20 protein-coding genes are annotated in these 21,902 nt (G+C 29.0%); 6 read left to right on the forward strand and 14 right to left on the reverse strand.

What is annotated here, in order from left to right:
• Positions 1–7 precede the first annotated feature (7 nt).
• Genes ftsA through ABIN17_04930 form a run of 14 tightly spaced genes read right to left on the reverse strand, consistent with a single transcriptional unit; the run spans position 8 to position 14,056 of the window.
• Positions 8–1,255, reverse strand: coding sequence for a cell division protein FtsA (gene ftsA / locus ABIN17_04865; GenBank protein ID MEO0284388.1), 1,248 nt, complete (start codon positions 1,253–1,255; stop codon positions 8–10).
• Positions 1,256–1,723 carry a hypothetical protein gene (locus ABIN17_04870; protein ID MEO0284389.1) on the reverse strand — a complete coding sequence of 156 codons (468 nt, stop codon included), beginning with the start codon at positions 1,721–1,723 and terminating at the stop codon, positions 1,256–1,258.
• A complete protein-coding gene (gene murB / locus ABIN17_04875; protein MEO0284390.1) occupies positions 1,713–2,600 on the reverse strand; it encodes a UDP-N-acetylmuramate dehydrogenase in 888 nt (295 codons plus the stop codon). The genes ABIN17_04870 and murB overlap by 11 nt, the downstream gene beginning before the upstream one ends.
• On the reverse strand, positions 2,584–3,954 hold the full coding sequence (murC, locus tag ABIN17_04880) for a UDP-N-acetylmuramate--L-alanine ligase (protein ID MEO0284391.1): 1,371 nt from the start codon (positions 3,952–3,954) through the stop codon (positions 2,584–2,586). The genes murB and murC overlap by 17 nt, the downstream gene beginning before the upstream one ends.
• Positions 3,930–4,961 carry a UDP-N-acetylglucosamine--N-acetylmuramyl-(pentapeptide) pyrophosphoryl-undecaprenol N-acetylglucosamine transferase gene (locus ABIN17_04885; GenBank protein MEO0284392.1) on the reverse strand — a complete coding sequence of 344 codons (1,032 nt, stop codon included), beginning with the start codon at positions 4,959–4,961 and terminating at the stop codon, positions 3,930–3,932. Before ABIN17_04885 ends, murC begins: the two co-directional genes overlap by 25 nt.
• Positions 4,943–6,037, reverse strand: coding sequence for an FtsW/RodA/SpoVE family cell cycle protein (locus tag ABIN17_04890; protein ID MEO0284393.1), 1,095 nt, complete (start codon positions 6,035–6,037; stop codon positions 4,943–4,945). Before ABIN17_04890 ends, ABIN17_04885 begins: the two co-directional genes overlap by 19 nt.
• Positions 6,019–7,275: a UDP-N-acetylmuramoyl-L-alanine--D-glutamate ligase gene (gene murD, locus ABIN17_04895; protein MEO0284394.1), complete on the reverse strand. Its 1,257-nt coding sequence runs from the start codon at positions 7,273–7,275 to the stop codon at positions 6,019–6,021. Before murD ends, ABIN17_04890 begins: the two co-directional genes overlap by 19 nt.
• Positions 7,272–8,348 (reverse strand): phospho-N-acetylmuramoyl-pentapeptide-transferase, encoded by a 1,077-nt coding sequence (gene mraY / locus ABIN17_04900; protein MEO0284395.1) that lies wholly within the window; start codon positions 8,346–8,348, stop codon positions 7,272–7,274. Before mraY ends, murD begins: the two co-directional genes overlap by 4 nt.
• Positions 8,338–9,621, reverse strand: coding sequence for a UDP-N-acetylmuramoyl-tripeptide--D-alanyl-D-alanine ligase (gene murF / locus ABIN17_04905; protein MEO0284396.1), 1,284 nt, complete (start codon positions 9,619–9,621; stop codon positions 8,338–8,340). Before murF ends, mraY begins: the two co-directional genes overlap by 11 nt.
• On the reverse strand, positions 9,618–11,072 hold the full coding sequence (locus ABIN17_04910; protein MEO0284397.1) for a UDP-N-acetylmuramoyl-L-alanyl-D-glutamate--2,6-diaminopimelate ligase: 1,455 nt from the start codon (positions 11,070–11,072) through the stop codon (positions 9,618–9,620). Before ABIN17_04910 ends, murF begins: the two co-directional genes overlap by 4 nt.
• Positions 11,062–12,555, reverse strand: a complete 1,494-nt coding sequence (locus ABIN17_04915; GenBank protein ID MEO0284398.1) for a penicillin-binding protein 2 — start codon at positions 12,553–12,555, stop codon at positions 11,062–11,064. The genes ABIN17_04910 and ABIN17_04915 overlap by 11 nt, the downstream gene beginning before the upstream one ends.
• Positions 12,542–12,763, reverse strand: coding sequence for a hypothetical protein (locus ABIN17_04920; GenBank protein MEO0284399.1), 222 nt, complete (start codon positions 12,761–12,763; stop codon positions 12,542–12,544). Before ABIN17_04920 ends, ABIN17_04915 begins: the two co-directional genes overlap by 14 nt.
• Entirely contained in the window at positions 12,760–13,647 is an 888-nt protein-coding gene (gene rsmH, locus ABIN17_04925) for a 16S rRNA (cytosine(1402)-N(4))-methyltransferase RsmH (GenBank protein ID MEO0284400.1), read from the reverse strand. Before rsmH ends, ABIN17_04920 begins: the two co-directional genes overlap by 4 nt.
• Entirely contained in the window at positions 13,616–14,056 is a 441-nt protein-coding gene (locus ABIN17_04930) for a division/cell wall cluster transcriptional repressor MraZ (GenBank protein MEO0284401.1), read from the reverse strand. Before ABIN17_04930 ends, rsmH begins: the two co-directional genes overlap by 32 nt.
• 197 nt (positions 14,057–14,253) lie before the next feature.
• Here ABIN17_04930 and ABIN17_04935 point away from each other — a divergent pair, with 197 nt between their 5' ends.
• The 6 genes from ABIN17_04935 to ABIN17_04960 are packed head-to-tail and all read left to right on the forward strand — an operon-like array spanning position 14,254 to position 21,875.
• Positions 14,254–16,650, forward strand: a complete 2,397-nt coding sequence (locus ABIN17_04935) for a TonB-dependent receptor family protein (GenBank protein MEO0284402.1) — start codon at positions 14,254–14,256, stop codon at positions 16,648–16,650.
• Between the two features lie 37 nt (positions 16,651–16,687).
• Positions 16,688–17,443, forward strand: a complete 756-nt coding sequence (locus tag ABIN17_04940; protein MEO0284403.1) for a hypothetical protein — start codon at positions 16,688–16,690, stop codon at positions 17,441–17,443.
• A gap of 2 nt (positions 17,444–17,445) precedes the next feature.
• Complete coding sequence (locus tag ABIN17_04945; GenBank protein ID MEO0284404.1) at positions 17,446–18,861, forward strand: HD domain-containing protein; 1,416 nt, start codon at positions 17,446–17,448, stop codon at positions 18,859–18,861.
• Positions 18,862–18,917: 56 nt separating this feature from the next.
• A complete protein-coding gene (locus tag ABIN17_04950) occupies positions 18,918–19,697 on the forward strand; it encodes an enoyl-CoA hydratase-related protein (GenBank protein MEO0284405.1) in 780 nt (259 codons plus the stop codon).
• Positions 19,679–21,157, forward strand: coding sequence for a transglutaminase-like domain-containing protein (locus tag ABIN17_04955; protein MEO0284406.1), 1,479 nt, complete (start codon positions 19,679–19,681; stop codon positions 21,155–21,157). The genes ABIN17_04950 and ABIN17_04955 overlap by 19 nt, the downstream gene beginning before the upstream one ends.
• Positions 21,150–21,875, forward strand: coding sequence for an ABC transporter ATP-binding protein (locus ABIN17_04960; protein ID MEO0284407.1), 726 nt, complete (start codon positions 21,150–21,152; stop codon positions 21,873–21,875). Before ABIN17_04955 ends, ABIN17_04960 begins: the two co-directional genes overlap by 8 nt.
• Positions 21,876–21,902: the final 27 nt, after the last annotated feature.

Here is a 21,902-nt window from a genome sequence, read left to right on the forward strand (position 1 = left end):
ACCCTTATCAAAAGTTTTCAAAAAAGTACTTTATATTCCTGAAAATTTGTGAAATTGAAAATCCCTTTTTTATTTTTCTTGAAAGCGAACTATAACCAGATGTTCTTAAAATGTAGCCAATTTTCAAGGCACCGAGAGCTGCTGTATATGAAGGGTCCGTTATTATATCAGTTGAAAGTCCTCTAAAATTTTTTGGTTTACCAACAATGCAGGGAACATTGAAAAAATTCTCTGCAACTTCAGTTATCCCTTTTAATTTTGCAATTCCACCTACAAGCACAATTCCTGCTGGTAATTTTTCTATTTCAATTACTTTTTCAACATACCATTTTACCCTTTCAAATATTTCTTCAATTCTTGCAAATATTGTTTCTTTAACAAATGAAATCTTAATTTTCTTGGAAGGTCTTTCTCCAATTCCTTCAACTTCTATTTCCATGTTATTATCTTTTTCCTCATATACGTTACTGAAAAGTTCAAGTAATTCTTTTGCCTTTTTACTTGTTATTCGTAAAATTTTTATAAGGTCATTGATAATGTATTTACCACCTATTGGAAAAGAGTCAGCATAAATTAAAGAACCCTTATTCCATACTGCAATATCCACAGTTCCCATTCCAATATCCATCAAAAAGACACCTTGATTTATTTCCTCTTCTTCAAGAACAGCATAGGAAGAAGCAATTGGTGAAAAAACAAAATTTTCTATTTCAAAATTTGATTTCCATGCCACCTTTCTTAATGTATCAAGTATATTTTTCTTTGCTTTTAAAATAAATGTTTCTACCTCAAGTTTTGTTCCCATCATTCCTACTGGTTCTTTTATACCCTTCTGGTCATCAATAGTATATTCATTAGGATGAACATAAATAATTGATTTTTCCGAAGTATTTGATCTTTGAACTGCTGTATTTATTACCCTTATTCTATCACTTTCGTCAATTTCCCCATCAGGATCTTTGACAGGGACAAATCCCTTTACAATTTCACTTTCAATATAGCTTCCGTTTATAGTTAAAATTATTTTTGTTCTCTTTTTTGGAACATCACCTTTTAATCTAAAAGCCTGTTCAACTGCTTCTCTTAATGAGTTTGAAACTTTTTCAATATTCTGAATCACACCTGATTCAATTCCCCGAGAATCTATTTTGGGTGAATAACCCTCTATTTTTATACTTCCATTTTCAGGGATTCCAAATACAGAGATAACCTTTGAAGTCCCTAAATCAACACTAACAATTCTCTTTCCCTCCATTTATTTGCCTCCTTCTAAAAAAGATAAAATTTCAAGGTTTAAGGAATCTTTAAATTCCTTTAAATTTTTTAAATAATTGATTTTTTTATCAAATCTTCCAAGACCGAATCGAATGATTTTTTTATCTTTGGTATAAATTGTAAGGCTTGAAGGATCCACATACTCTATCTTTCTATAAAATGGAGGATCCATCTCTTTTATTTTTTTTAAAAGTTCTGAAGAAGGATAAAGGAAAGAGTTAAATTTAAGACTATCTGGTTCCATTTTTACATTTAAATTTAAAATTTGTGGTAATGAATCTATAATTTCTTTATCCTTCATCTTTAAAAGAAATCCAGTAGATGTTAAAAAGCTTTCTCTTCCATAACTTGCGATTATTTCTCCATAATAGTTTGGATTAACTTTATTTGCTTTTTTAAATCCAAATAAAAATAAAAGGAGAATGAAAAATTTCCTTTTACCTCTCATTTAAAATTTCCTCTGCATATATAAGTTCTCTTTTTAGTTTTATTCCAAATTTTTCGTAAACTTTTTCCTGCACAATTTTTATAATTTCCTTTATATCGGAAGATTTAGCATTGTTTACATTTATGATAAAGTTGGCATGTTTTCTTGAAACTTCAGCACCTCCAATTCTTAAACCCTTTAAACCTGCAAGCTCAATCAATTTTCCAGCAGGTTGCTCTTTTGATGGATTCTTGAAAACACATCCTGCTGAAGGATATTCAAGAGGTTGAGTTTCCCTCTTTTTATTTAAAATTGATATAATTTCTTCTTTTATTACTTTTTTATCTTTTTTTTCCAGTTTGAAATAGGCACTTATTATAATTCCCTTTGTATAACCTTTCCTGTAAGAAAATTCAATTTCTTCCCTTTTTAATTTTTTTAAGAATCCATTTTCATAAACAAATACTTCTTTTAAATATTGTGATATTTCTTTTCCCATGCTTCCCAAGTTCATATAAATTGCTCCTCCGACAGTAGCAGGTATTCCTGCGATAAATTCAAGTCCACCTAATCCCTTTTCCGATAGACTTTTGATCAGTTCTGAAAACTTAACCCCTGCATCAGCAATTACTCCGTCATCAGTGTATATAAATTCTTTTAAACTGGAAGTTGAAATAACAAGGACATCGAAAACACCGTCAGGTAGTAGAATATTTGAGCCTCCTCCAATAAAGAGAGTTTTTAATCCTCTTTTTTCAGCAAATTCAAGGGCATCAAAAATTTCATCTATATTGCGCGGTTCAGCATAAAAAGAAGCTGTTGAGCTAATCCTTAAAGTATTTTTGTTTTTTAAATTTATATTTCTTTTTATAAATTTTTTATTAGTTAATACTATCATATATCTCCTCCACGATTTTGTAAACATTGCCTGCACCAACAGAACATATAAGATCCCCTTCTTTCACTATATTTAAAATTTTTTCTTTCAGATTCTTTTCTCCATCATAAACAGAATTTGAATATTTTTTGAGTTCCCTAAGTATGAGTTTATGAGTTACTCCTTTTATTTTCTTTTCACCTGCAGTATAAATTGGTAAAACTATTACAATATCTGCAAGACTTAAACTTTCCGCAATTTCCTTCCATAATATTTTTGTTCTTGTGTATCTATGTGGTTGAAAGACTACAAGGATTCTTCCATTTTTCCAAAAGTTTTTTGCTGTCCTTAAAAATTCTTTTATTTCTGTTGGATGATGTGCATAATCGTCTATAAGACCAATTCCCTTTTTTATACCTTTAAATTCAAATCTCCTTTTTACACCTTTAAATTCCATTAAAGTTTTTTTTGTTATGTAAAAAGGAATTTTAAGTAAGTAGGAAACACCAATTGCTGCAAGAGAGTTCAAAATGTTGTGCATTCCAGGTATATTAAGCTCAAATTTTCCAATATTTTCTCCTTTTACTTTTACTTCAAATTCACTTCTCGTTTCCTTTAAATTTATGTTGTAAGCATAGATATCATTAAATTTTTTAAAACCATAACTTATTTTTTTTCTTTCTACTCCCTCTGCAATTTTTCTTAAGTTTTTGTCATCACCACAATAAACTATACCACCATAAAAGGGGACTTTTAACATAAATTCTTTAAAGGCTTCCTTTAAGGCTTTCATTGTTTTATAGGTATCAAGATGTTCCTTATCAATATTTGTTATCACTCCTATACTTGGAAAGAGATGAAGAAATGATCTGTCCGATTCATCTGCTTCTGTTACAAGAAATTGTCCCCATCCAAATATTCCACCTGTATCCATACCTCTTATTATTCCACCAACAATTGTTGTTGGTTCAAGACCTGCATTTTTAAGTAGATTAGAGATCATTGTTGTTGTAGTTGATTTTCCATGTGCTCCTGTTATACATATTGAGAATTTGATTTTTGTGAGTTCAGCAAGCATCTCTGCTCTTCTTATTACTGGAATTCCTCTTTTTTTAGCTTCTTTAATTTCAATATTATCCATAGAAATTGCACTGGAATAAACAACGAGATCCTGATCCTTTATATTTTCCTTACTGTGTTTGTAAAATACTTTTATTCCGAGAACTTCAAGTCTCTTTGTAGTTTCACTTTTTCTTATATCACTTCCTGTTATTTCAAAACCCATATGTTTTAAAATTTCAGCCATCCCTGACATCCCTGAGCCACCTATTCCAACGAAATGGATCTTTTTTATTCCTGTATAGACGAATAACATGACTTTATCTCCCTTTTTAAAATTTTTCTCCAGTCAGGTAATTCTTTAAAGTTTTCTTTTTCTTTAAAAATTTCATCTATTTCCTTTTTTAAAATAAAAGGATCCATTTTTTCTTCAATAAGGATTTTAAATGTTCCATATCTTTTAGCAAAAAGGGCATTGTAATACTGGTGATTATCTACAGCATAGGGGAATGGAATAAAAATTGCTTTCTTCTTTATTTTTAAAATTTCAAAAACTGCTCCAGCCCCTGATCTTGATACTACAACATCACAGGCAGAATAAAAGTTTTCCATGTCATTTCTAAAAGGAAAAAGATAAAAATTTTCTCTTTTTAATTTTTCTTTATATTCTTCGTAAAATTTACCAGCAAGAGTGAGTATAGTGTCCGCTGTGATTTCAGAATATTTGTAAGATAATTCAATAAGTTTTTTAGCACCTTGACTCCCTCCTAAAAAGAGTATGGTTCTTTTATCAAGGGGAATATTAAGTATCCTTCTTGCTTTTTCCCTTGGTATTAATTTTAAATTTCTAACGGGATTAGAAAGTAAAATACATTTTTTTCTTAAGAATTTTTCTGTTTCTTTAAAACTCACAAAAATTTTTTTAGAAAATTTACTGAAAATTTTTGTAACAACCCCGGGTATTGAATTCTGTTCAAAAACAAATATTTTTTTTCTCATAATAAGTGAAGGGATAAAAAAAGGAAAGGAAGCATAACTTCCGAAAATAAATATCATATGAGGGTTAATTTTCAAAGTGAACAAAAAACTCTGAAAAGTTCCCTTTAAAATCTTAAAAATGTTTAAAAAAATTTTTTTAAAGTTTTGACCTTTAAAAGGTGCTGAATCAAATTTAAAATCATAATTTATATTAAAATCTATATTATCCTTCAAGGAAACTAATAAATAAGTTTTGAAATTTAAACTTTCAAGGAATTTTTTTACTTCCAGTGCAGGAAAAATGTGACCACCGGTTCCACCTGTTATTATGAATACCTTGACCATAATAACTCTATTTTCTCCTCCTTTAAAATTTCTCTATTTGCAATGATATTGTAGCAGGAGCCAAATAAAAAAGAATAAGTTATTCCCGAAGAACCACCATAGGAAATAAGAGGAAGTGGTACACCTGTAACAGGAAGAATTCCAAGATTTACAGAAATATGAACAAAAACATTGAAAAATGTAAAAATAACAGTTCCGAGCACATAGGTTTTAAAAAATTCATCTTCTATTAAAAGAGCATTATCAATTAGACTTTTAATTAAAACCAAATAAATAAAAATTAAAATAGAGATACCCAAAAATCCTGTTTCCTCTGCAATTAGAGAAAATATAAAGTCCTTTGATAGATCTGGTAAAAATTTATATTTAATTTTTCCTTTGCCGATACCAACCCCAAAAATTCCCCCTCTTGATATTGCTATTTTTGCCTGTTTTACCTGGTATACTACTTCCCCGCTCCTATAACTTTTTATTCTACTCATCACATAACTTTTTTTTATAAATATAAGGGAAAAAAGTAATAAAGGTAATATAATAAATGCTATTAGAAAGTATTTGAATTTTATACCTTTGAGGAAAATAAGTGTTCCTGTTACAAATATTATAGAAACTATCATTGAAAAGTGAGGTATAAGGTAAAGAAAGATAAGGGCAAGTAAAAAATAAGTTAAAAAACCTGATACTCTTAGAGGATTTTTAGGCTCACTTAAAAAATTGGAAATCTGAAGTAAAAATCCAATTTTAAATATTTCTGAAGGTTGTATTGTGAAATCATAAAATGTAATCCATCTGTATGTATTTTTTATTGAGATATCCAAAATAATTGGAACTAATAGGAAAAATAAAAGTGACCAGCTTATTAAAAATCTTGTACTTTTGAGAAAAGATAAAGGAATAATAATTCCCATAAGAAAGGAAATCACATTTAAAATATTTCTTGAAAGAATTTTTAAAATTGTTTCAAGAAAAACTTTTTCACCCTTAAATATCCAGGAATAAAAATTAGAGGAGAAAAGAAAGATAAAGGATAAAAGAGATAGTATAAAAACCGATAAAATTAAATTTCTTTCACCCATCTTTTAAAATCCTCACCACGTTCTGCATAGTTTTTATACTGATCAAAACTTGATAGTCCCGGAGAGAAAAGAACAATGTCTCCTTTAACAGAACTTCTTTTTGCCTCATAAACCGCATCCTTTACAGTTTTGACTCTTTTTATCTCTTTTAAGCCACTTAAATTATTTTCAAGAAATTCACCAGCTTCTCCATAAAGAATTATTTTTTTAACCTTCTTTTTAACTTCCTCTTTTATTGTATCAAAGGAAATATTTTTATTTTTCCCGCCAAGTATAAGAATTATATTTTTGCTGTTAAAAGATTTTAAAGCATAAAGAACAGAATGGGGGTTTGTAGATTTTGAATCATTAATCCATAAAATATCATTTTCCTTTTTAACAATTTCAAGGCGATGAGGTAGTGGTTTTAATTTTTTTAAAATTAGAGCAATTTTTTCCTTATTTATACCCATAAGATAACTTACTAAAATGGAAAAAGCTAAATTATACTTATTTCCAGGACCTATGAAATTTTCAAACTCATCTTCTATTATTTCTCTTTTGTCAAAAAGATTAATCATAAATTTTCCTTGTGAGTAATAAATTCCATTTACTTTTTCTCTTAAAGATACATAAAGGATATTGATATTATTCTTTTTTATATCTTTTAAATTTTCATCCTCATAATTCAAAATTAGATAATCACCTTCTCCCATATTTTTGAAAATCTTTAATTTGGATTTTTTATATTCTTCAAAGGAATTATGGGAATCAAGATGATCTTCTGAAATATTTAAAATACAGGCGATATCAGGTTTAAATCTTTTTATAAATTGAAGCTGAAAACTTGAAACTTCAAGAACAAAAATACCATCTCTATAATAGAGATCAGTTAAGGGTTTTCCTATATTTCCTCCAAGAAATACTTTCTTATCTTTTAAATTTTCTTTTAGTATATTGTATATAAGTTGTGTAGTTGTTGTTTTACCGTTTGTTCCTGTTATTGCAATTATTTTTCCATTTATTAAATTAAAGCCAAATTCAAGTTCTGGTATTATAGTTTTATTGTTCTTTATCAAGTTTCTGAATTGATGATGATTTAAAGGTATTCCCGGTGATAATATAATTCTATCAAATAAAGTTAAAAGATGCTCATTCTGGAATTTTTTATCTATTACAAAGGGTTTTAATCCTTCTTTTAACATAAAGGAGAAAACAGATTTTCCAGAAGAACCGAATCCCCAGATTGCGTTTTTCATCTGATTTTCAAAGTGCTTACTGCTATAAGAGAAAAAATTAATGATATTATCCAGAATCTTACCACAATTTTTGGTTCAGAAAGTCCCTTTCTTTCAAAATGATGATGGATAGGTGCAATTAGAAATACTCTTTTTCCGAATCTTCTATAAGAAAATACCTGTATCATAACACTTAAAGTTTCTATAACAAGAACAAAACCTGCAATTGGTAAAAGAAGTTCATGTTTAATAAGAGCAGCCATTGATGCAATTCCTCCTCCAATTGCGTGAGAGCCTGTATCCCCCATAAAAATTTCAGCAGGATATGAATTGAACCATAAAAAACCAATTGTTGAACCGAGAAGAGCTGAGCCGAATACAGATATTTCCCAGGATTTTGGTATAAAGAGAACATTTAAATAGTTTGCTAATTTGAAATGTCCTCCTATATAAGCAAGAACTATGAAAGCAAAAATAATAGGAGCTGCAACACCTGCTGCAAGACCGTCAAGTCCGTCTGTTAAGTTAACTGAATTTATTGTACCAAGATACACGAAAAATATTAAAAAGGGGTAAAAAAAATCAAGGGAGAGAAGTATATTTTTGAAGAAGAGCATCTGTGTTTTAAACCTGATTTCAGGGCTGTAAATAAAGAAATAAAAGGAAATAAAAATTAAGGTAACAATAACTTGTAATAAAAATTTAGGAACTTGGTTAAGTCCTTTTCTGTTTTTAGTTTTTCTTATATCATCAAGAAATCCTACAAAAGAAAAACCCAAGAAGGAAAGAAGTGCAGCATAAATAAAGGGATTTTTAAGATCAGCCCAAAGTAAAAGGGAAATTATTACACTTATAACAATTATTAATCCTCCTGATGTAGGTGTCCCCTCCTTTTTTCTATGATGTTCAGGAACATCTACCTTTATTTTTTCTCTTAAGTTAAATTTTTTTGAAAGCTTTAGATAGTAAGGCATTATAATAATAGTGAGTAAGAAAGAAGTAACAGCAGCATAGGCAGCTCTGAATGTGACATATCCAAATAAATTAAAGGGAGTCCATAAATTTTTAAGAGGATATAAAAATTCAAGGAACATTTATTACACCCTCCAAAATTTTTTCCATTTCCATTTTCCTTGAACCTTTTATTACAATCAGAACGTTTCTCTCTAAGATCTCTTTTAATTTTTCTTTCATTTTATTTTTGTCAGTATAATGGGAGGAAAAAAGACCCAATTTTTCACTTTCTTCTGAAGTAAATCTTGAGTATTCTCCAAAGGTAAAAACAGCATTATAATTTTTTGCTTTTAAAATTCTCGCTATTTCCCTGTGATAAAACTCTGAATATTCACCAAGTTCTAACATATCTCCCATAAAAAGATATTTTTCCTTTTTATTGAAAAAGGTTCCAGTTTTTATTGCATCTTCCATGGAAAGGGGATTTGCATTATAGGCATCAAGAATTATTGTGGCATCCTTATAATTTATTAACTGCATTCTGAGTTCAGGGAATTTAAAATCATCAAATATATCTTCACTTATGTTAAGTTTAAGTAGAAAAGAGGTTTTTAAAGCTGAGAGTGCATTTTCTACCATACCAAAACTTGGTACATTTATTCTGAAGGTGAAATCATTTTTATAGATAAAGTATTTACCATCCCATTTTAAACTTTTTTCTTTAACCTCATAATATACTATTTTTGCTTTTGTTTTTATTAGATGAATGTAAGGTGAATTTTTATTAACAACCAAAAAACTCTCAGATGACAATTTTTCAAAAAGTTTTGATTTTTCTTCTGCAACTTTTTCAATATTTTTAAGTCCTTCAAGATGTCCTGGACCTATTTTTGTTAAAATTCCTAAATCAGGTTTTATAATTTCACGAAGTTCCTCCATTTCACCTTCTTTATTTATCCCTGCTTCCATTATTATATAATCAGTTTCAAGAGGTGCATTTAAAAGTGTTAAGGAAGCACCGATGAAATTGTTATAGCTTTTTGGAGATGGAAAATTTCTCCTGTTATTTTTATTCATTATATGTGATAACATGAACTTTAAAGTGGTTTTTCCAACAGTTCCTGTAATTGCAATAATTTTCCCCTTTAAATTTTTTCTCCTTTCTTTTGCAAGTTCAATTAAAAATTTGAGAGTATCTTCAACAAAAATTATTTTTTCATTTTTGAATCTGTTTTCAAATTCTTTTGGTAAAATAGCAAGTTTAGCTCCCCTTTTTAGTGCATCCTCTACAAAATAAGCTCCATGAGTTTTTTCTCCTTTCAAAGCAAAAAATATATCACCCTCTTTAATTTCCCGAGAGTCAATTTTTACAGATTTTAAATCTTTTAAAATTTTTTCAATTAATCCTTTCATGATTTTTCCTCAAGTATTTCAATAACAACATCCTTATCTTTAAAGGGAATTTTTTCTCCCTTTATTTCCATGTAGTCCTCATGACCTTTACCTGCAATTAAAATAATATCACCTTTTTCAGCCATTTCTATCCCTTTTTTTATTGCTTTTCTTCTGTCCGGTTCAATTATTACTTTATCAATTTCGCCCTCAGGAATTCCTTTTTTAATATCCTCTATGATTTTGATGGGGTCTTCAAATCTTGGGTTATCATTTGTAAGAATCAGTATATCAGTATATTCTGAGGCAATTCTTCCCATCATGGGTCTTTTTTCCTTGTCCCTGTTGCCTCCTGCTCCAAAAATAGTAATAAGCTTTTTAGGATGTAAACTTTTTAATGTTTCAAGAGAAGCATTTAAAGCATCAGGTGTATGTGCGTAATCTATGTATATATAGAATCCCTTTTTAGAATGAATTTTTTCAAGCCTTCCTTCAATTCCTTCAAATTCAGTTAAAGGTTTTAAAAAATCCTCTTCTTTAAATCCGAGTTCTTTAAGCATTGCAAAAACAGCACATATGTTATAGGCATTAAATTTACCTATAAGTTTTGTTTCAAAATCTATTTCTCTTTTATTATACTCAATTTTCAATCCCATACCTTGAGAAGATATGTATTTGATAAAAATTCTGTAATCTAATTCTTCAAGATAAAATCCATAACTTTTTTTATTTATATTATCAATTTCTTCAAAGATTCTTTTTCCGTATGGATTTTCAACATTGATAATAGCCGGTGCATTTTTATCTAAAAGATAAAAAGCCTTTTTCTTTGCCTGGTAATAATTTTCCATTGTTTTATGGAAATCAAGATGGTCCCTTGTTATTCCAGTATATATAAGTCCCTCTAAGGTAATATCATAAATTCTCTTTTGTTCAAGACCATGGGATGTAACTTCCATAAAAAGGTAATCTATTTTTTCTTTCTCCATCTCCTTAAAAATTCTGTAAAGATAAGTTGCAGGAGGTGTTGTGTAACCTTTGAAAATTATTTTATCTTTTACTCTTGAACTTAATGTTCCTATTACCCCATTTTTAATTCCGAGTTTATCAAAAACAAAAGAAAGGTAATTGGTTATTGTTGATTTTCCATTTGTTCCTGTAACACCTATGATTTTAAATTTAGGTTTTGAATAAAACCTTTGCAGAATCTTATGCATTGTTTCATAAACATCTTCTGTAATAAACTGAGGCACATGAATTTCATTTATTTTTTCATCTGTTACAATACAAATTGCCCCCTTTTCTATTGCTTCTTTTATAAAATTTTTTCCGCTTGTTTTTGTTCCCTTTAAAGTAATAAACACGTAATTTTTTTCTACCTCTTTTGAATTTTCTGATATACCTTTTACTTCTTCATTTTTAAAGTTTATAAACTCTCCTTTTAAATTTTTGAATAAATCTTTAAGGTTCATATAAAGCTACCTCTTTTATAAGTAAAATTTCTTCAACAATTTTTTTGAACATTTCTGGTATAATTTCAGAGGAAAACCTTACATTCTGTGGTTCATCAAGACCGAGATATATTAAATATTCTGGATTTTCTTCCGGAAAAAAACCAACAAAACTCATTACAGAAAGTTCGTTTGAATATTTTCCATTGATTACCTTCTGTGAAGTTCCGGTTTTGCCGCAAATACTTAACCCTTCAATTTTTGCTTTTTTACCGCTTCCTTCTTCAACAACTTTTCTTAAAAAACTTTTTATTATCAAACATTCCTCTTTATTAAAGATTTTTCTTGTTATGATTTTGCTATTAAATTCTTTAAAGTTTTTTTCATCCTTGATTCCCTTAACAAGCACAGGGTGAAGCAAATACCCGTTATTTGCTATTGCAGAATAAAAGAGAGCAATCTGGATTGGACTTACAAGTAATCCCTGGCCAAAGGAAAAAGTTAATAAATCAACTTTTGTTAATTTTTTCTTTTTTTCAATCAATCCACTACTTTCACCTGGGAATAAAATACCTGTTGGGTTCCCAAATCCGCATCTATATGCAAAATTTATAAGTTCCTCCATTTTTAATCTTTCTGCTACTTTTGAAATTCCTATATTTGAAGAATTAACAATTATTTCCTCAAGGGTGTAGTAATTTTTTTTCTTCTTTTCAATTTCTGGGTCATTGATAATAACATCTTTTATTATTATTGGTTTGGAAACGTCAAATAACTCATTTAGTTTTACTAAAGAATTTTTTATTGCATATATAGCTGTAAGTGGTTTAAAGACTGACCCCGGTTCAAAGAGGTACTGGATATTATTATTTCGGAAGCTTTCCTCGTTAAATTTATAATAATTTTCTGGGTCGAAAAAAGGATAAGAGGATAAGGCAAGAATTTCACCGTTTGATGGATTTATAACGCAAGCCCAACCTTTTTTAGCACCATACTTTTCGGCGTAATCTTTAAGAATTTTTGAGCAGATTTTTTGTATTCTTATGTCAATTGTTAAAATAATATCCTTTCCATTTTCAGGTAAGATTATTTTGCTTTCAGGAAGTTTGCTATATTTACCGTCTGCTGTTCTAAAAAGTTCAATCATTCCGTCTTTTCCTTTAAGGATGTTATCAAATTCAAATTCAATACCTTCTAACCCTCTATCTTCTGAATTAACAAATCCAATTAAGTTAGATGTAATAAAGCCAAAGGGATATTTTCTTGTCCATTCATCATCCTTTATTATTGAAATGGCAAGTGGTATAAGATTTCTATCATAAATATCACCTCTTTTTGCTTTGATTTTTTTAATTCTTATAAATTCCTTTTCTCCTTCTTCTTCATAAATTCTTCCCTGGGGTAAGATCTGAAAGTTTATAGCCTTATAAAAAATTAAAAAGAATGAGACTAAAATTATATTTTTAAAAATTTTAATTCTGAAAGTTTCTTTATTTTTCAACATAGTATTTTTCCTTTTCTGAATCAAAGAATAAAGCTTTTAAAAATTCCATTTTTTTATTAATTGCTCTATATTCCAGCTCAAGAAGTTCTTTTTCCCTTTTATATACTTCCTTTGATTTTTCTATTACTTTACCTCTTATGAAAAGTAAAAGGAAAAGGTAAAGGAATAATATTAAAATTAATGTTCCTCTTTTAATCTTTTTTTTCATATTCTTTCCCCTGCCCTCAGTTTACATGAATTGCAATTTGGTTTTTCTTTTATTTCTTTTTCTGAGGGTGTAAGTGGTTTTTTAGTAATAACTTTAAAAGAAGTAGTTTTTAAAAAGTTTTTTATTATTCTATCTTCAAGAGAGTGATATGTAAGAAATACAGCTATTCCACCTGATTCCATTATTTGAGGTAAAAAGGAAAGAGTTTTTTTGATGTTTTCAATTTCTTTATTTATCCATATTCTGAAAGCCTGGTATACTTTTTGCAATATTTTTTCTTTATTGTATTTTATATTTTTTAAAATTATTTTGTTAAATTCATCAGTGTATTTTACTTCTTTTTCCTTTATTCCTTTATAAATGTTAAGAGAAACTTTTTTATAATTTTTTAATTCACCATATTCTTTAAGGATAGATTCAATTTCTTTAAGAGTGAGTTTTTTCAATTTTTTATAAAGTTCTTCATTTTCGTATGGATTATATCTCATATCAAGGATTTCCTTTCTTTTGAAGGTAAATCCCCTGTTTGAGGAAGATACATGGTAGAAGGATAGACCAAAATCAAATATTATTCCATCAATTTTATTAGTTCTCTCTTTTTCTAAAACTTCCGGTATTTCTGTGAAGCTGTTATTGAAGATTTTGAAATTTTTGAAATTTTCAAAAGTTTTTTTCCCTCTTTCATAGAGGAAAGGGTCTTTTTCAAAGGCAAAAAGTTTACCTTTAGTTTTTTTAAGTATTTCAATAGAATGTCCTCCTGTTCCAAAGGTGGCATCAACAATAATTTTTTTATTTTCAGGTTTTAAAATTTCAATAACTTCCTTTATCATACAGGAAGGATGTATTTTTATTTCAGAATTTGAAATTACCGAAGTATTCGTCATAGTTTATTTCCTCTTTTACTTTTTCAATGGTTTCTTCATATCTTGCAGGGTCCCATATTTCAATCCATGCAAACATTCTTACAAATCTACATTCCCTTTTTATTCCAGCGTATTCAGCAAGATGCCCTGGTATAAGGATTCTTCCATGGTTATCAAATTCTGTTTCAACAGCATCACCAAGTAAAAGCCTCATAAGGGTTCTGTTTTTGAAATCTCCTACACCTTTTTCCCTGAAGGCATTTTCAAAATTTTTCCATTCCCTTTCAGAAAAGACCCATATACATTTTTCAGGTCCTCTTGTTAAAATTATTTTACCATTTCCATCAGGGGAGAGCGCCTTACGCAAATCATGGGGGAAGGAAACTCTCCCTTTTTCATCAACCGGATTAATTCGGTTATTCCTTCCCACTTTTTCCCACTTTTTGACACCAAAGATTATAAGATAATGGTATAAAATTGTCAAGGATTTGTGGAAAATTATGTGGAAAACTTAAAAGTTTGAATGCTTTTTTGTAAAAAATTGCTCTCTTAGAGTTTGTTTTTAAAATAAGAACTTTTTTAATTTTTTTTCGTCTAATTAATATGAGAAAAAACAAAATTTTTCTTTTGATTTTTTTTATTTCAGAATTTATTTTTGCAGAGGAAAAAGTTCAAAAATTCTTTCCAGTTTTCAAAGGAAATTCTAAAATAAAAGGTTTTGTTATTGATGGAAGGACTAAAGAAGCTCTTCCCTATGCTACCTGTACCCTTCATAGAGAGGAAGAAGATAAAGTTTTAAAGGGAACACTTGCTGATGATAAAGGATTTTTCCTTTTAAAGGAAATTCCCCCTGGAAAATATTCTTTAAAAGTAGATTTTGTTGGATATAAACTAAAAGTTTTATCAAATATAAATATAAAACCAAAAGATACTCTTATAGACCTTGATAAAATTGAACTTGAACCTGCTTTTTATGAAACTGAAGCTGTTGAAGTGACAAAAAGTCCCCTTCCAGTTAAATTTGAAATTGATAAAAAAGTTATTAATTTAAGTGAAGAACCTGCTTATAAATCAGGAACTGCCCTTGAAGTCTTAAAAAACATACCATCAATAAATGTCGATATAAGCGGTAATGTGAGTTTAAGAGGAAGTGAAAATTTCCAGGTTTTTATAGATGGAAAAAAAACAGGAATTGACCCAAATATAATTTTAAGTCAAATCCCTGCTTCCTCCATAGATAGGATTGAAATTATAACAAACCCTTCTGCTAAATATGACCCTGAAGGAACAAGTGGAATATTGAACATAATATTAAAAAAGGGTGAGGAAAAAGGATTAAGTCTAATTTCAAACTTAAATATTGGAATGTACGATAATTACGGTGGGGACGGGATTTTAGCTTTCAAAAAAAATAACTTAAAAGGATTAATAGGTTTTAATTATAACAAAAGAAGATTTCCAAATTTAATTGAACTTTCAAGGAATATAGAAGGAAATTCTTTATTCTCAAAAGGTGAATATACAAGGGGTTCAACACCTTACAGTTTAAGATCAGAAATTGAATATAATTTCAAGGAAAAAAACACACTTTTCTTTTCGGCAAATTTAGGAGAATGGAGCATGCTTTTTGATTCAAGGACAGAGTATTTAGACCAAAATAAAACTTCTCTTCTTTTTTTGACAGAGAGTCACTTTAATAGAAAAAGTCCTTACATTGATCTAAATTTCAGTGAAAAAACAGAATTCAGTAAAGATCATGAGTTCTCCTTTGATTTTATTTACAGTCTTAGAAAAGGAGATGAGTATAACCTTAATTATACAAAAGATCCAAGAGATAGTATTCTTTCAGGTTCTAAAAGTGAAGAAAAGGGACCATCAAAAAGGATAAATTCAAGAATAAATTATATCTATCCACTTTTCAAAAACTTTAGGTTTGAGGTAGGAGGTGAGGGAGAGTTTTCAAGAAGTGAAGATGAAGTTTTTTATTATGAATATGATTCAATTAAGAAGGATTTTGTATTAAATGAAAATTTTAACAAAGAAATTCTTTATAAGGATGATCGCTATGCACCCTACTTACTTTTTAAAGGAAATATATCTAAATTCAGTATTCAATCAGGTTTAAGGATGGAATTAACAGATAGAAAAATAAGCTTCAGGGACACAAATTTTGATTACATATTAAGGAGATGGGATTATTTTCCTTCTCTTCATTTCTCTTTAACTTTAAAAGAAGGTACTCAGATTAAATCAAGTTATACAAGAAGGATAAAAAGACCGAGACCCTTTATGCTTGAGCCTTTTATTACTTATATGGATGCATACAATGTTAGAAAAGGTAATCCTGATTTAAAACCTGAATATACGGATAGCTATGAGTTTTCTTTGATTTTCCCTTTTTTAAAGGGAACTCTTATATTAGAGACTTATTTAAGGGAAATTTACAATACTATTGAAATGGTGAGAGTGCCTTATAATGATTCTGTTTTTATGATGACAAATGAAAATGTAGGAACATCTTATACTGGAGGTTTAGAAATAACTTATAATTTTTCACCTTTTAAATTTATGTCACTGAATTTTTTGGGTGATTTCTACTATTACAGGTTAAAGGGTAATTTATTGAACGAAAGTTTTGAAAAGGAAAATTCAAGTTACAATTTAAGGTTGAACATTAATTCTTTTCTACCCAAATCACTTAGAATACAGACAATCTTAAATTATGAAGGGGAAAGAGAAACTTCCCAGGGTAAGAGGGGAAAAGTTTATTATGTGGATCTTTCTCTTCAGAAATTTTTTCTTGGTAGAAATTTAGCTTTAAATCTTCAGGTAAGGGATATTTTTGGAACTTCAGGACACTTATATGAAATTAAAGGTGTTAACTACTATTTTTTCCAGAGTTTTAATCCTAAAACCCCTCTTTTTGTTCTTACAGTGACTTACAACTTTAATAATTTTAAATATGAAAAGGGAAAAAGAAAAGAAGTTGAGGAAAGAGAACCTGTAGAAGAAATGGAGTTTTAAAAAGAAATTTATCCTTTAATTTTTTTATAATTAATCTATGGTAATTATTCTTTTTACTTTACTTTTTCCTGAAAGAATAATATCACCTGAGGCTATTATGGGTTCTCATATTTCAACTCTTAACTCACCTTTATCTTGTTTTTATCAACCTGCACTTATCCCTGATAGATTTTCCCTTGCTTTTTCCTACACAAAACCTTATGAAGGTTTACCTATTAATTCCTTTGAATCCGCCTTTTCATTCCCCCTTTTTAAATTTCAAGGAGCTCTTGGATTTTCCTATTTTGGTGAGGATATATATAAGGAAAACTTTTTGCTTTTAGCTTTAAATTACAAAAATTCTCTTTTCTCTATTGGAACGAGTTTTAAATTACTTTCCCTTAATATTCCTGAAGTTATAACTTTCAATGAACCTACTTTTGATTTAGGAACTGTTTTTTATTTTCCCCTTGATATAAAAATTGGTGCCTTTACAAGAAATGTTTATAGGAGTAAAAAATATAAAGAGGATATACCATCTCTATTTGTCCTTTCCTTAGGTTTAACCAATGAAGCACTCTCCTTTTTCTTTGATCTTATTTCAGAGGAAAATCATCCCTTTACTTACAGTATAGGTTTTAAAATACCCTTAGTGTCTTCTTTTTACTTAAGGGGTGGATTAAGAAGTGGAGAGAAGACTTTTGGTGCAGGATTTGGAGTAAATTTAAAGTTTTTAAACTTAGAGGGAATTTATAGGGTTCACCCATTTTTAGGTTATTCCTTTGCCCTATCCCTTTCCCTTTATAAAGGATAAATTTGAAAAAAGTTTTAGATTTTACTAATTTTTTAGAAAATTCAATTTTTAAAAACGCCTTTGAATTTTTTTTAAAAAAAGAAATAGACTTTTATATTGTTGGTGGAGCTATAAGAGATTTTCTTTTAGGTAAAAAGGAAATTAAAGACCTTGATATACTACTTTCCTTTAACCCTGCTGAGATTATAAACGAGCTTTCAAGAAAAGTTGAAGGTTTTCCTTTTTTACTTGATAAAGAAAGAAAGGAATGGAGAATTGTAATTAAAAATAACTTTACCCTTGATATAGGTGAAATTGAAAAAGATATTGAAACTGACCTATCAAACAGGGATTTTACAATAAATTCTATAACAATAAAATACCCAGAAAAAGTTTTAATAGATAAATTTGGAGGTATTGGTGATATAAGAAAGAAAATAGTAAGAGCTTTTAAAAAAGAAAATTTAATAAAAGACCCATTAAGAATGCTAAGAGCCTTTAGGTTTATGGCAACGTTTAAATTTGAAATAGAGGGAGATACTTTAAACTTTATAAGTGAAAACAAAGAAAAAATTCTTGAATCAGCAAGGGAAAGAATTATGAGAGAACTTTATATAATTTTTTCTGAGGGTGAGAAAATTTATGAAACTATTTTAAAAATGAAGGAATCCGGTTTACTTTTTGTTTTAGTGCCAGAACTAAAAAATATGGAAGGTTCTCTACAGGTTTACAAGGATAAATCCCTTGATGTGCTTTTTCATACATTAAACTGTGTTTATTATCTTGAAAGATTTTATAAAAATTATAAGAGAACTTTCTTTAAAAAATATGAAAAAGATTTAAAGGAAATTTTTGAACCTGAAAACAGGTTTTTACTTTTTCTTTCTATAATTTTTCATGATATAGGAAAACCTTTAACAAGAACCTTTGAAGATAATAGAACAAGATTCATAGGTCACGATAAAGTGGGAGCAAATATTGCCTATAGATGGGCTAAAGATTTTAGGTTTTCAGAAAAATTTGCTAAAAAATTAAAAAGTATGGTTTATTTTCATATGTATCCCCATTTACTGGGAAAGGAAGAGGAAATAACGAAAAGGGCAATTTTCAGATATTTAAAAAAGACAGGGGATTTATGGTTATTTCTTTTTGTTCACGCTTATGCTGATTTTAGAGCAACCCCACCAGGAAAAAATCCAGGATATTTAAAAAATTTATTAAAGAAAGTTTACGATTTTAAATTAGAGAGTGAAAAAGAAAGACCATTACCCCTCATTAATGGTTATGATTTAATAAATCTTGGACTTACGCCTGGTCCAATTTTTAGAAAAATATTAAATGAAGTTGAAGAATTAAGAGCAGAAGGAGTTTTAAAAACAAAAGAAGAAGCACTAATTTATGTGAGAAAAAACTATCTTGAAGAAAAAGAAATTACCTAAAAAAAGAATTTATAATTAAATTTAAGGTTCAATCCCTTTTAAAATTCTTTCAAAAAATGGAATACAAATTTTTGAAAATTGAGGATAAAGTTAAATATGCAATAATATTTCTTTCAAGACCGCCTGTTAATGCCTTATCTCCTGAACTTCTCTCTGACCTTGAAGATGCTGTTTTAAAAATTTCAAAGGATAAAAATAAAAGGGCAATAATTATAGCAGGTGAGGGAAAATCCTTCTGTGCAGGTGCTGATATAAAAGTTATGAAGGATTTTAATTCAATTGAAGCAAGAGAATTTGCAAAAAAAGGTCAAAAAGTTTTGCAGAATATTGAAAATTCAGAATTACCAGTTATTGCAGCAATACATGGTTATGCTCTTGGAGGAGGTTGTGAGCTTGCTCTTGCTTGTGATTTGAGAGTTGTTACAAAATCTGCTCAGATAGGTCAACCAGAAGTAAAACTTGGTCTTATTCCAGGTTTTGCAGGTACCCAGAGGTTATCGCGTTTAATAGGAATTGGAAGAGCAAAATGGATGATTTATTCAGGAGAACCGATTTCAGGTGAAAAGGCTTATGAATGGGGTTTTGCTGAAGTTCTAGCAGAGGAAGGGAAACATCTTGAGGAAGCTGAAAACCTTGTTAAAAAAATTCTTGAAATGGGTCCTTCTGCAATAAGATTTGTAAAAACAGTTATAAACAGGGGAATTGATTCAACATTTACCACTGCTACAAGTTATGAAGCTGAAAGTTTTGGTCTTGTTTTTTCAACAGGTGAACCAAAGGAGGGAATAGAAGCATTTCTTGAAAAGAGGAAGGCAAAATGGCAAGAAGAAGGTTAATTTTAATTACAGTTTTAGGAATTATTTTTCTAATTTTACTTTTTTATTATATAAAGCCTGGAACCGCACCACATATTATAAAAGAAGAAGAAATTGAAAAGATACCGACAGAGGAGGTTTTATTTGGAGAAAAAATAGAAGAGTTATGGATGGGTGTTTATGTTGGGGATAAAAAGGTTGGTTATGCTTATACAAAACTAAATAGAAAAGATAAAAGAAGAGAAATATATCAGAAAATGTATTTAAAAGTCATTCAGCTTGGACAGATTCAGGAACTCTTTGCAACAACAATTGTTAATGCTGATTCCAATTATGTTCCAAAAGATTTTGATTTTATTCTTGAATCAATGCAACAAAAGATGAAGGTAAAGGGGGTCTTTAAAGGTGATAAACTATTTCTGAAAGTTGAGACTCCTGAATTTAAAAGAGATTTATCCTTAGAAATTCAGGGTCTTTCCCAACTACCTCTTACCCTTGAAAAAATTATTGAAGAAAATAAAGTAGAAAAGAAAATGGAGTTCAGTTATTTTGACCCCACGACTTTTAAAATGGAAAAGGGTTATGTGGAAAATCTTGGTGAAGTTCAGGTTGATTATAAGGGTAAAAAAGTAAAAGCAAAGCAGTATAGGATAGTGGCAGGAGGTTTAATTACTTTTGTATGGGTTGATGATAAGGGAATTTTAAAGGAAGAAACCCAGCCTGAAATGGTATTTTTAAGAGAGACTCCTGAAGAGGCAATGAAGATAGAGGGTAAACCTTTAAATATTTTATTAAAGTTTGCGGTTAAACCTGAAGGTAAAAAAATTGATGAATTAAATAGGGAAAACTACAAAAGGATAGTTTATCGTCTTTCTAACATTGATTTATCACTTCTTGATCTTGAATCTGGAACTCAAAAAATTTTAGAGAAAGGAGAAAATTATGCTGTTATAGAGGTTTTAAAATCAAGTGTTAATGAGGTAAAAAAAATTGATACAACAAATCTATCAAGATATTTAAAACCTTCTGCTTTTATCCAGTCAGATGATCCCCTTATTATAGATTTTGCAAAAAAAGGTGCAGGAAATTTTGATGATTATACAAAAATTGCAAAAAGTTTAACACTTTATGTTTACAATTACCTTGAAAAATCTGCTGTTGTTTCCTTCCCTTCAGCTCTTGATGTTTTAAAAATGAAAAAAGGTGATTGTAATGAGCATTCAGTCCTTTTTGCTGCAGCAGCAAGAGCTTTAAAAATTCCTTCTGAAATTGCTGTAGGTCTTGTTTTTACTGATGGTTATTTTTATTATCATGCTTGGAATGTTATTTATCTTAATAAATGGGTTTTTGTTGATCCTACCTTCGGTCAGTTCCCTGCTGATCCACTTCATATTATGCTTAAACTTGGGGGAGTTGAAAAACAGGCTGATGTTATGGCAGTAGTTGGTAAGATAAAAATAGAGATTCTTGATATTGAATAGAAAGCTTCTTTTAAAACTTAAAAAAATTGTTAAAAAGTTTGAAAATTTTACTCTTGGTCCCTTTGATTTAGAACTCAGAGAAGGAGAAATATATGGTCTTATAGGTCCGAATGGTTCTGGAAAAACTACAACATTAAAAATCATAACAGGACTTTTAATCCCTGATGAGGGTGAAATTTATTTTAAAGATAAAAAGATAACTGATAGGTTTGATAGTTTTAAAAGGTATATAGGTTATATTCCTGATAATCCCTTTGTTTATCCCTATCTTTCAGGTTATGAGCATCTTCTTTATACAGGTAAACTTTATAAATTAGATGATAAATTTATAAAGGAAAGAATAGACTTTTATTCAAAACTTTTTGAAATGCGAGATTATATAGATACACAATCAAGATTTTACTCTCACGGTATGAGACAGAAAATTTCAATAACTTCTGCACTTATTCATAATCCTGATCTAATTATAATAGATGAACCTCTTGTTGCCCTTGATCCTGTTTCAGCTTTCAGATTTAAAAAGCATTTGAAGGAATTGAAAGAAAAAGGGAAATCAATTTTACTTGCCACTCATTCTTTATTTTTTGCTGAGGAAATGTGTGATAGGGTGGGAATTATTTTTAAGGGTAAAATTTTTAAAGAGGATACACCTTCAAATATTAAAAAGGAAACAGAATCAGAAAATCTTGAAGAAGCTTTTATAAAAATAGTAGGTTAAAAATGTTTTAATCTGTCCCGCAGGCAG

Source organism: candidate division WOR-3 bacterium, from assembly GCA_039803925.1.
GTDB lineage: Bacteria > Hydrothermota > Hydrothermia > Hydrothermales > JAJRUZ01 > JBCNVI01.

Bases quoted from the DNA above. Each gene is read 5' to 3' on its own strand.
- murF (MEO0284396.1), bottom strand. From the start codon at position 9,621: ATGAAAGGATTAATTGAAAAAATTTTAAAAGATTTAAAATCTGTAAAA.
- ABIN17_04915 (MEO0284398.1), bottom strand. From the start codon at position 12,555: ATGTTGAAAAATAAAGAAACTTTCAGAATTAAAATTTTTAAAAATATA.
- mraY (MEO0284395.1), bottom strand. From the start codon at position 8,348: ATGTTCCTTGAATTTTTATATCCTCTTAAAAATTTATGGACTCCCTTT.
- murB (MEO0284390.1), bottom strand. From the start codon at position 2,600: ATGATAGTATTAACTAATAAAAAATTTATAAAAAGAAATATAAATTTA.
- ABIN17_04950 (MEO0284405.1), top strand. From the start codon at position 18,918: ATGGAATACAAATTTTTGAAAATTGAGGATAAAGTTAAATATGCAATA.
- ftsA (MEO0284388.1), bottom strand. From the start codon at position 1,255: ATGGAGGGAAAGAGAATTGTTAGTGTTGATTTAGGGACTTCAAAGGTT.
- murD (MEO0284394.1), bottom strand. From the start codon at position 7,275: ATGAAAAACGCAATCTGGGGATTCGGTTCTTCTGGAAAATCTGTTTTC.
- ABIN17_04870 (MEO0284389.1), bottom strand. From the start codon at position 1,723: ATGAGAGGTAAAAGGAAATTTTTCATTCTCCTTTTATTTTTATTTGGA.
- ABIN17_04885 (MEO0284392.1), bottom strand. From the start codon at position 4,961: ATGGTCAAGGTATTCATAATAACAGGTGGAACCGGTGGTCACATTTTT.
- ABIN17_04920 (MEO0284399.1), bottom strand. From the start codon at position 12,763: ATGAAAAAAAAGATTAAAAGAGGAACATTAATTTTAATATTATTCCTT.
- murC (MEO0284391.1), bottom strand. From the start codon at position 3,954: ATGTTATTCGTCTATACAGGAATAAAAAAGATCCATTTCGTTGGAATA.
- ABIN17_04890 (MEO0284393.1), bottom strand. From the start codon at position 6,037: ATGGGTGAAAGAAATTTAATTTTATCGGTTTTTATACTATCTCTTTTA.
- rsmH (MEO0284400.1), bottom strand. From the start codon at position 13,647: ATGACGAATACTTCGGTAATTTCAAATTCTGAAATAAAAATACATCCT.
- ABIN17_04940 (MEO0284403.1), top strand. From the start codon at position 16,688: ATGGTAATTATTCTTTTTACTTTACTTTTTCCTGAAAGAATAATATCA.
- ABIN17_04955 (MEO0284406.1), top strand. From the start codon at position 19,679: ATGGCAAGAAGAAGGTTAATTTTAATTACAGTTTTAGGAATTATTTTT.
- ABIN17_04910 (MEO0284397.1), bottom strand. From the start codon at position 11,072: ATGAACCTTAAAGATTTATTCAAAAATTTAAAAGGAGAGTTTATAAAC.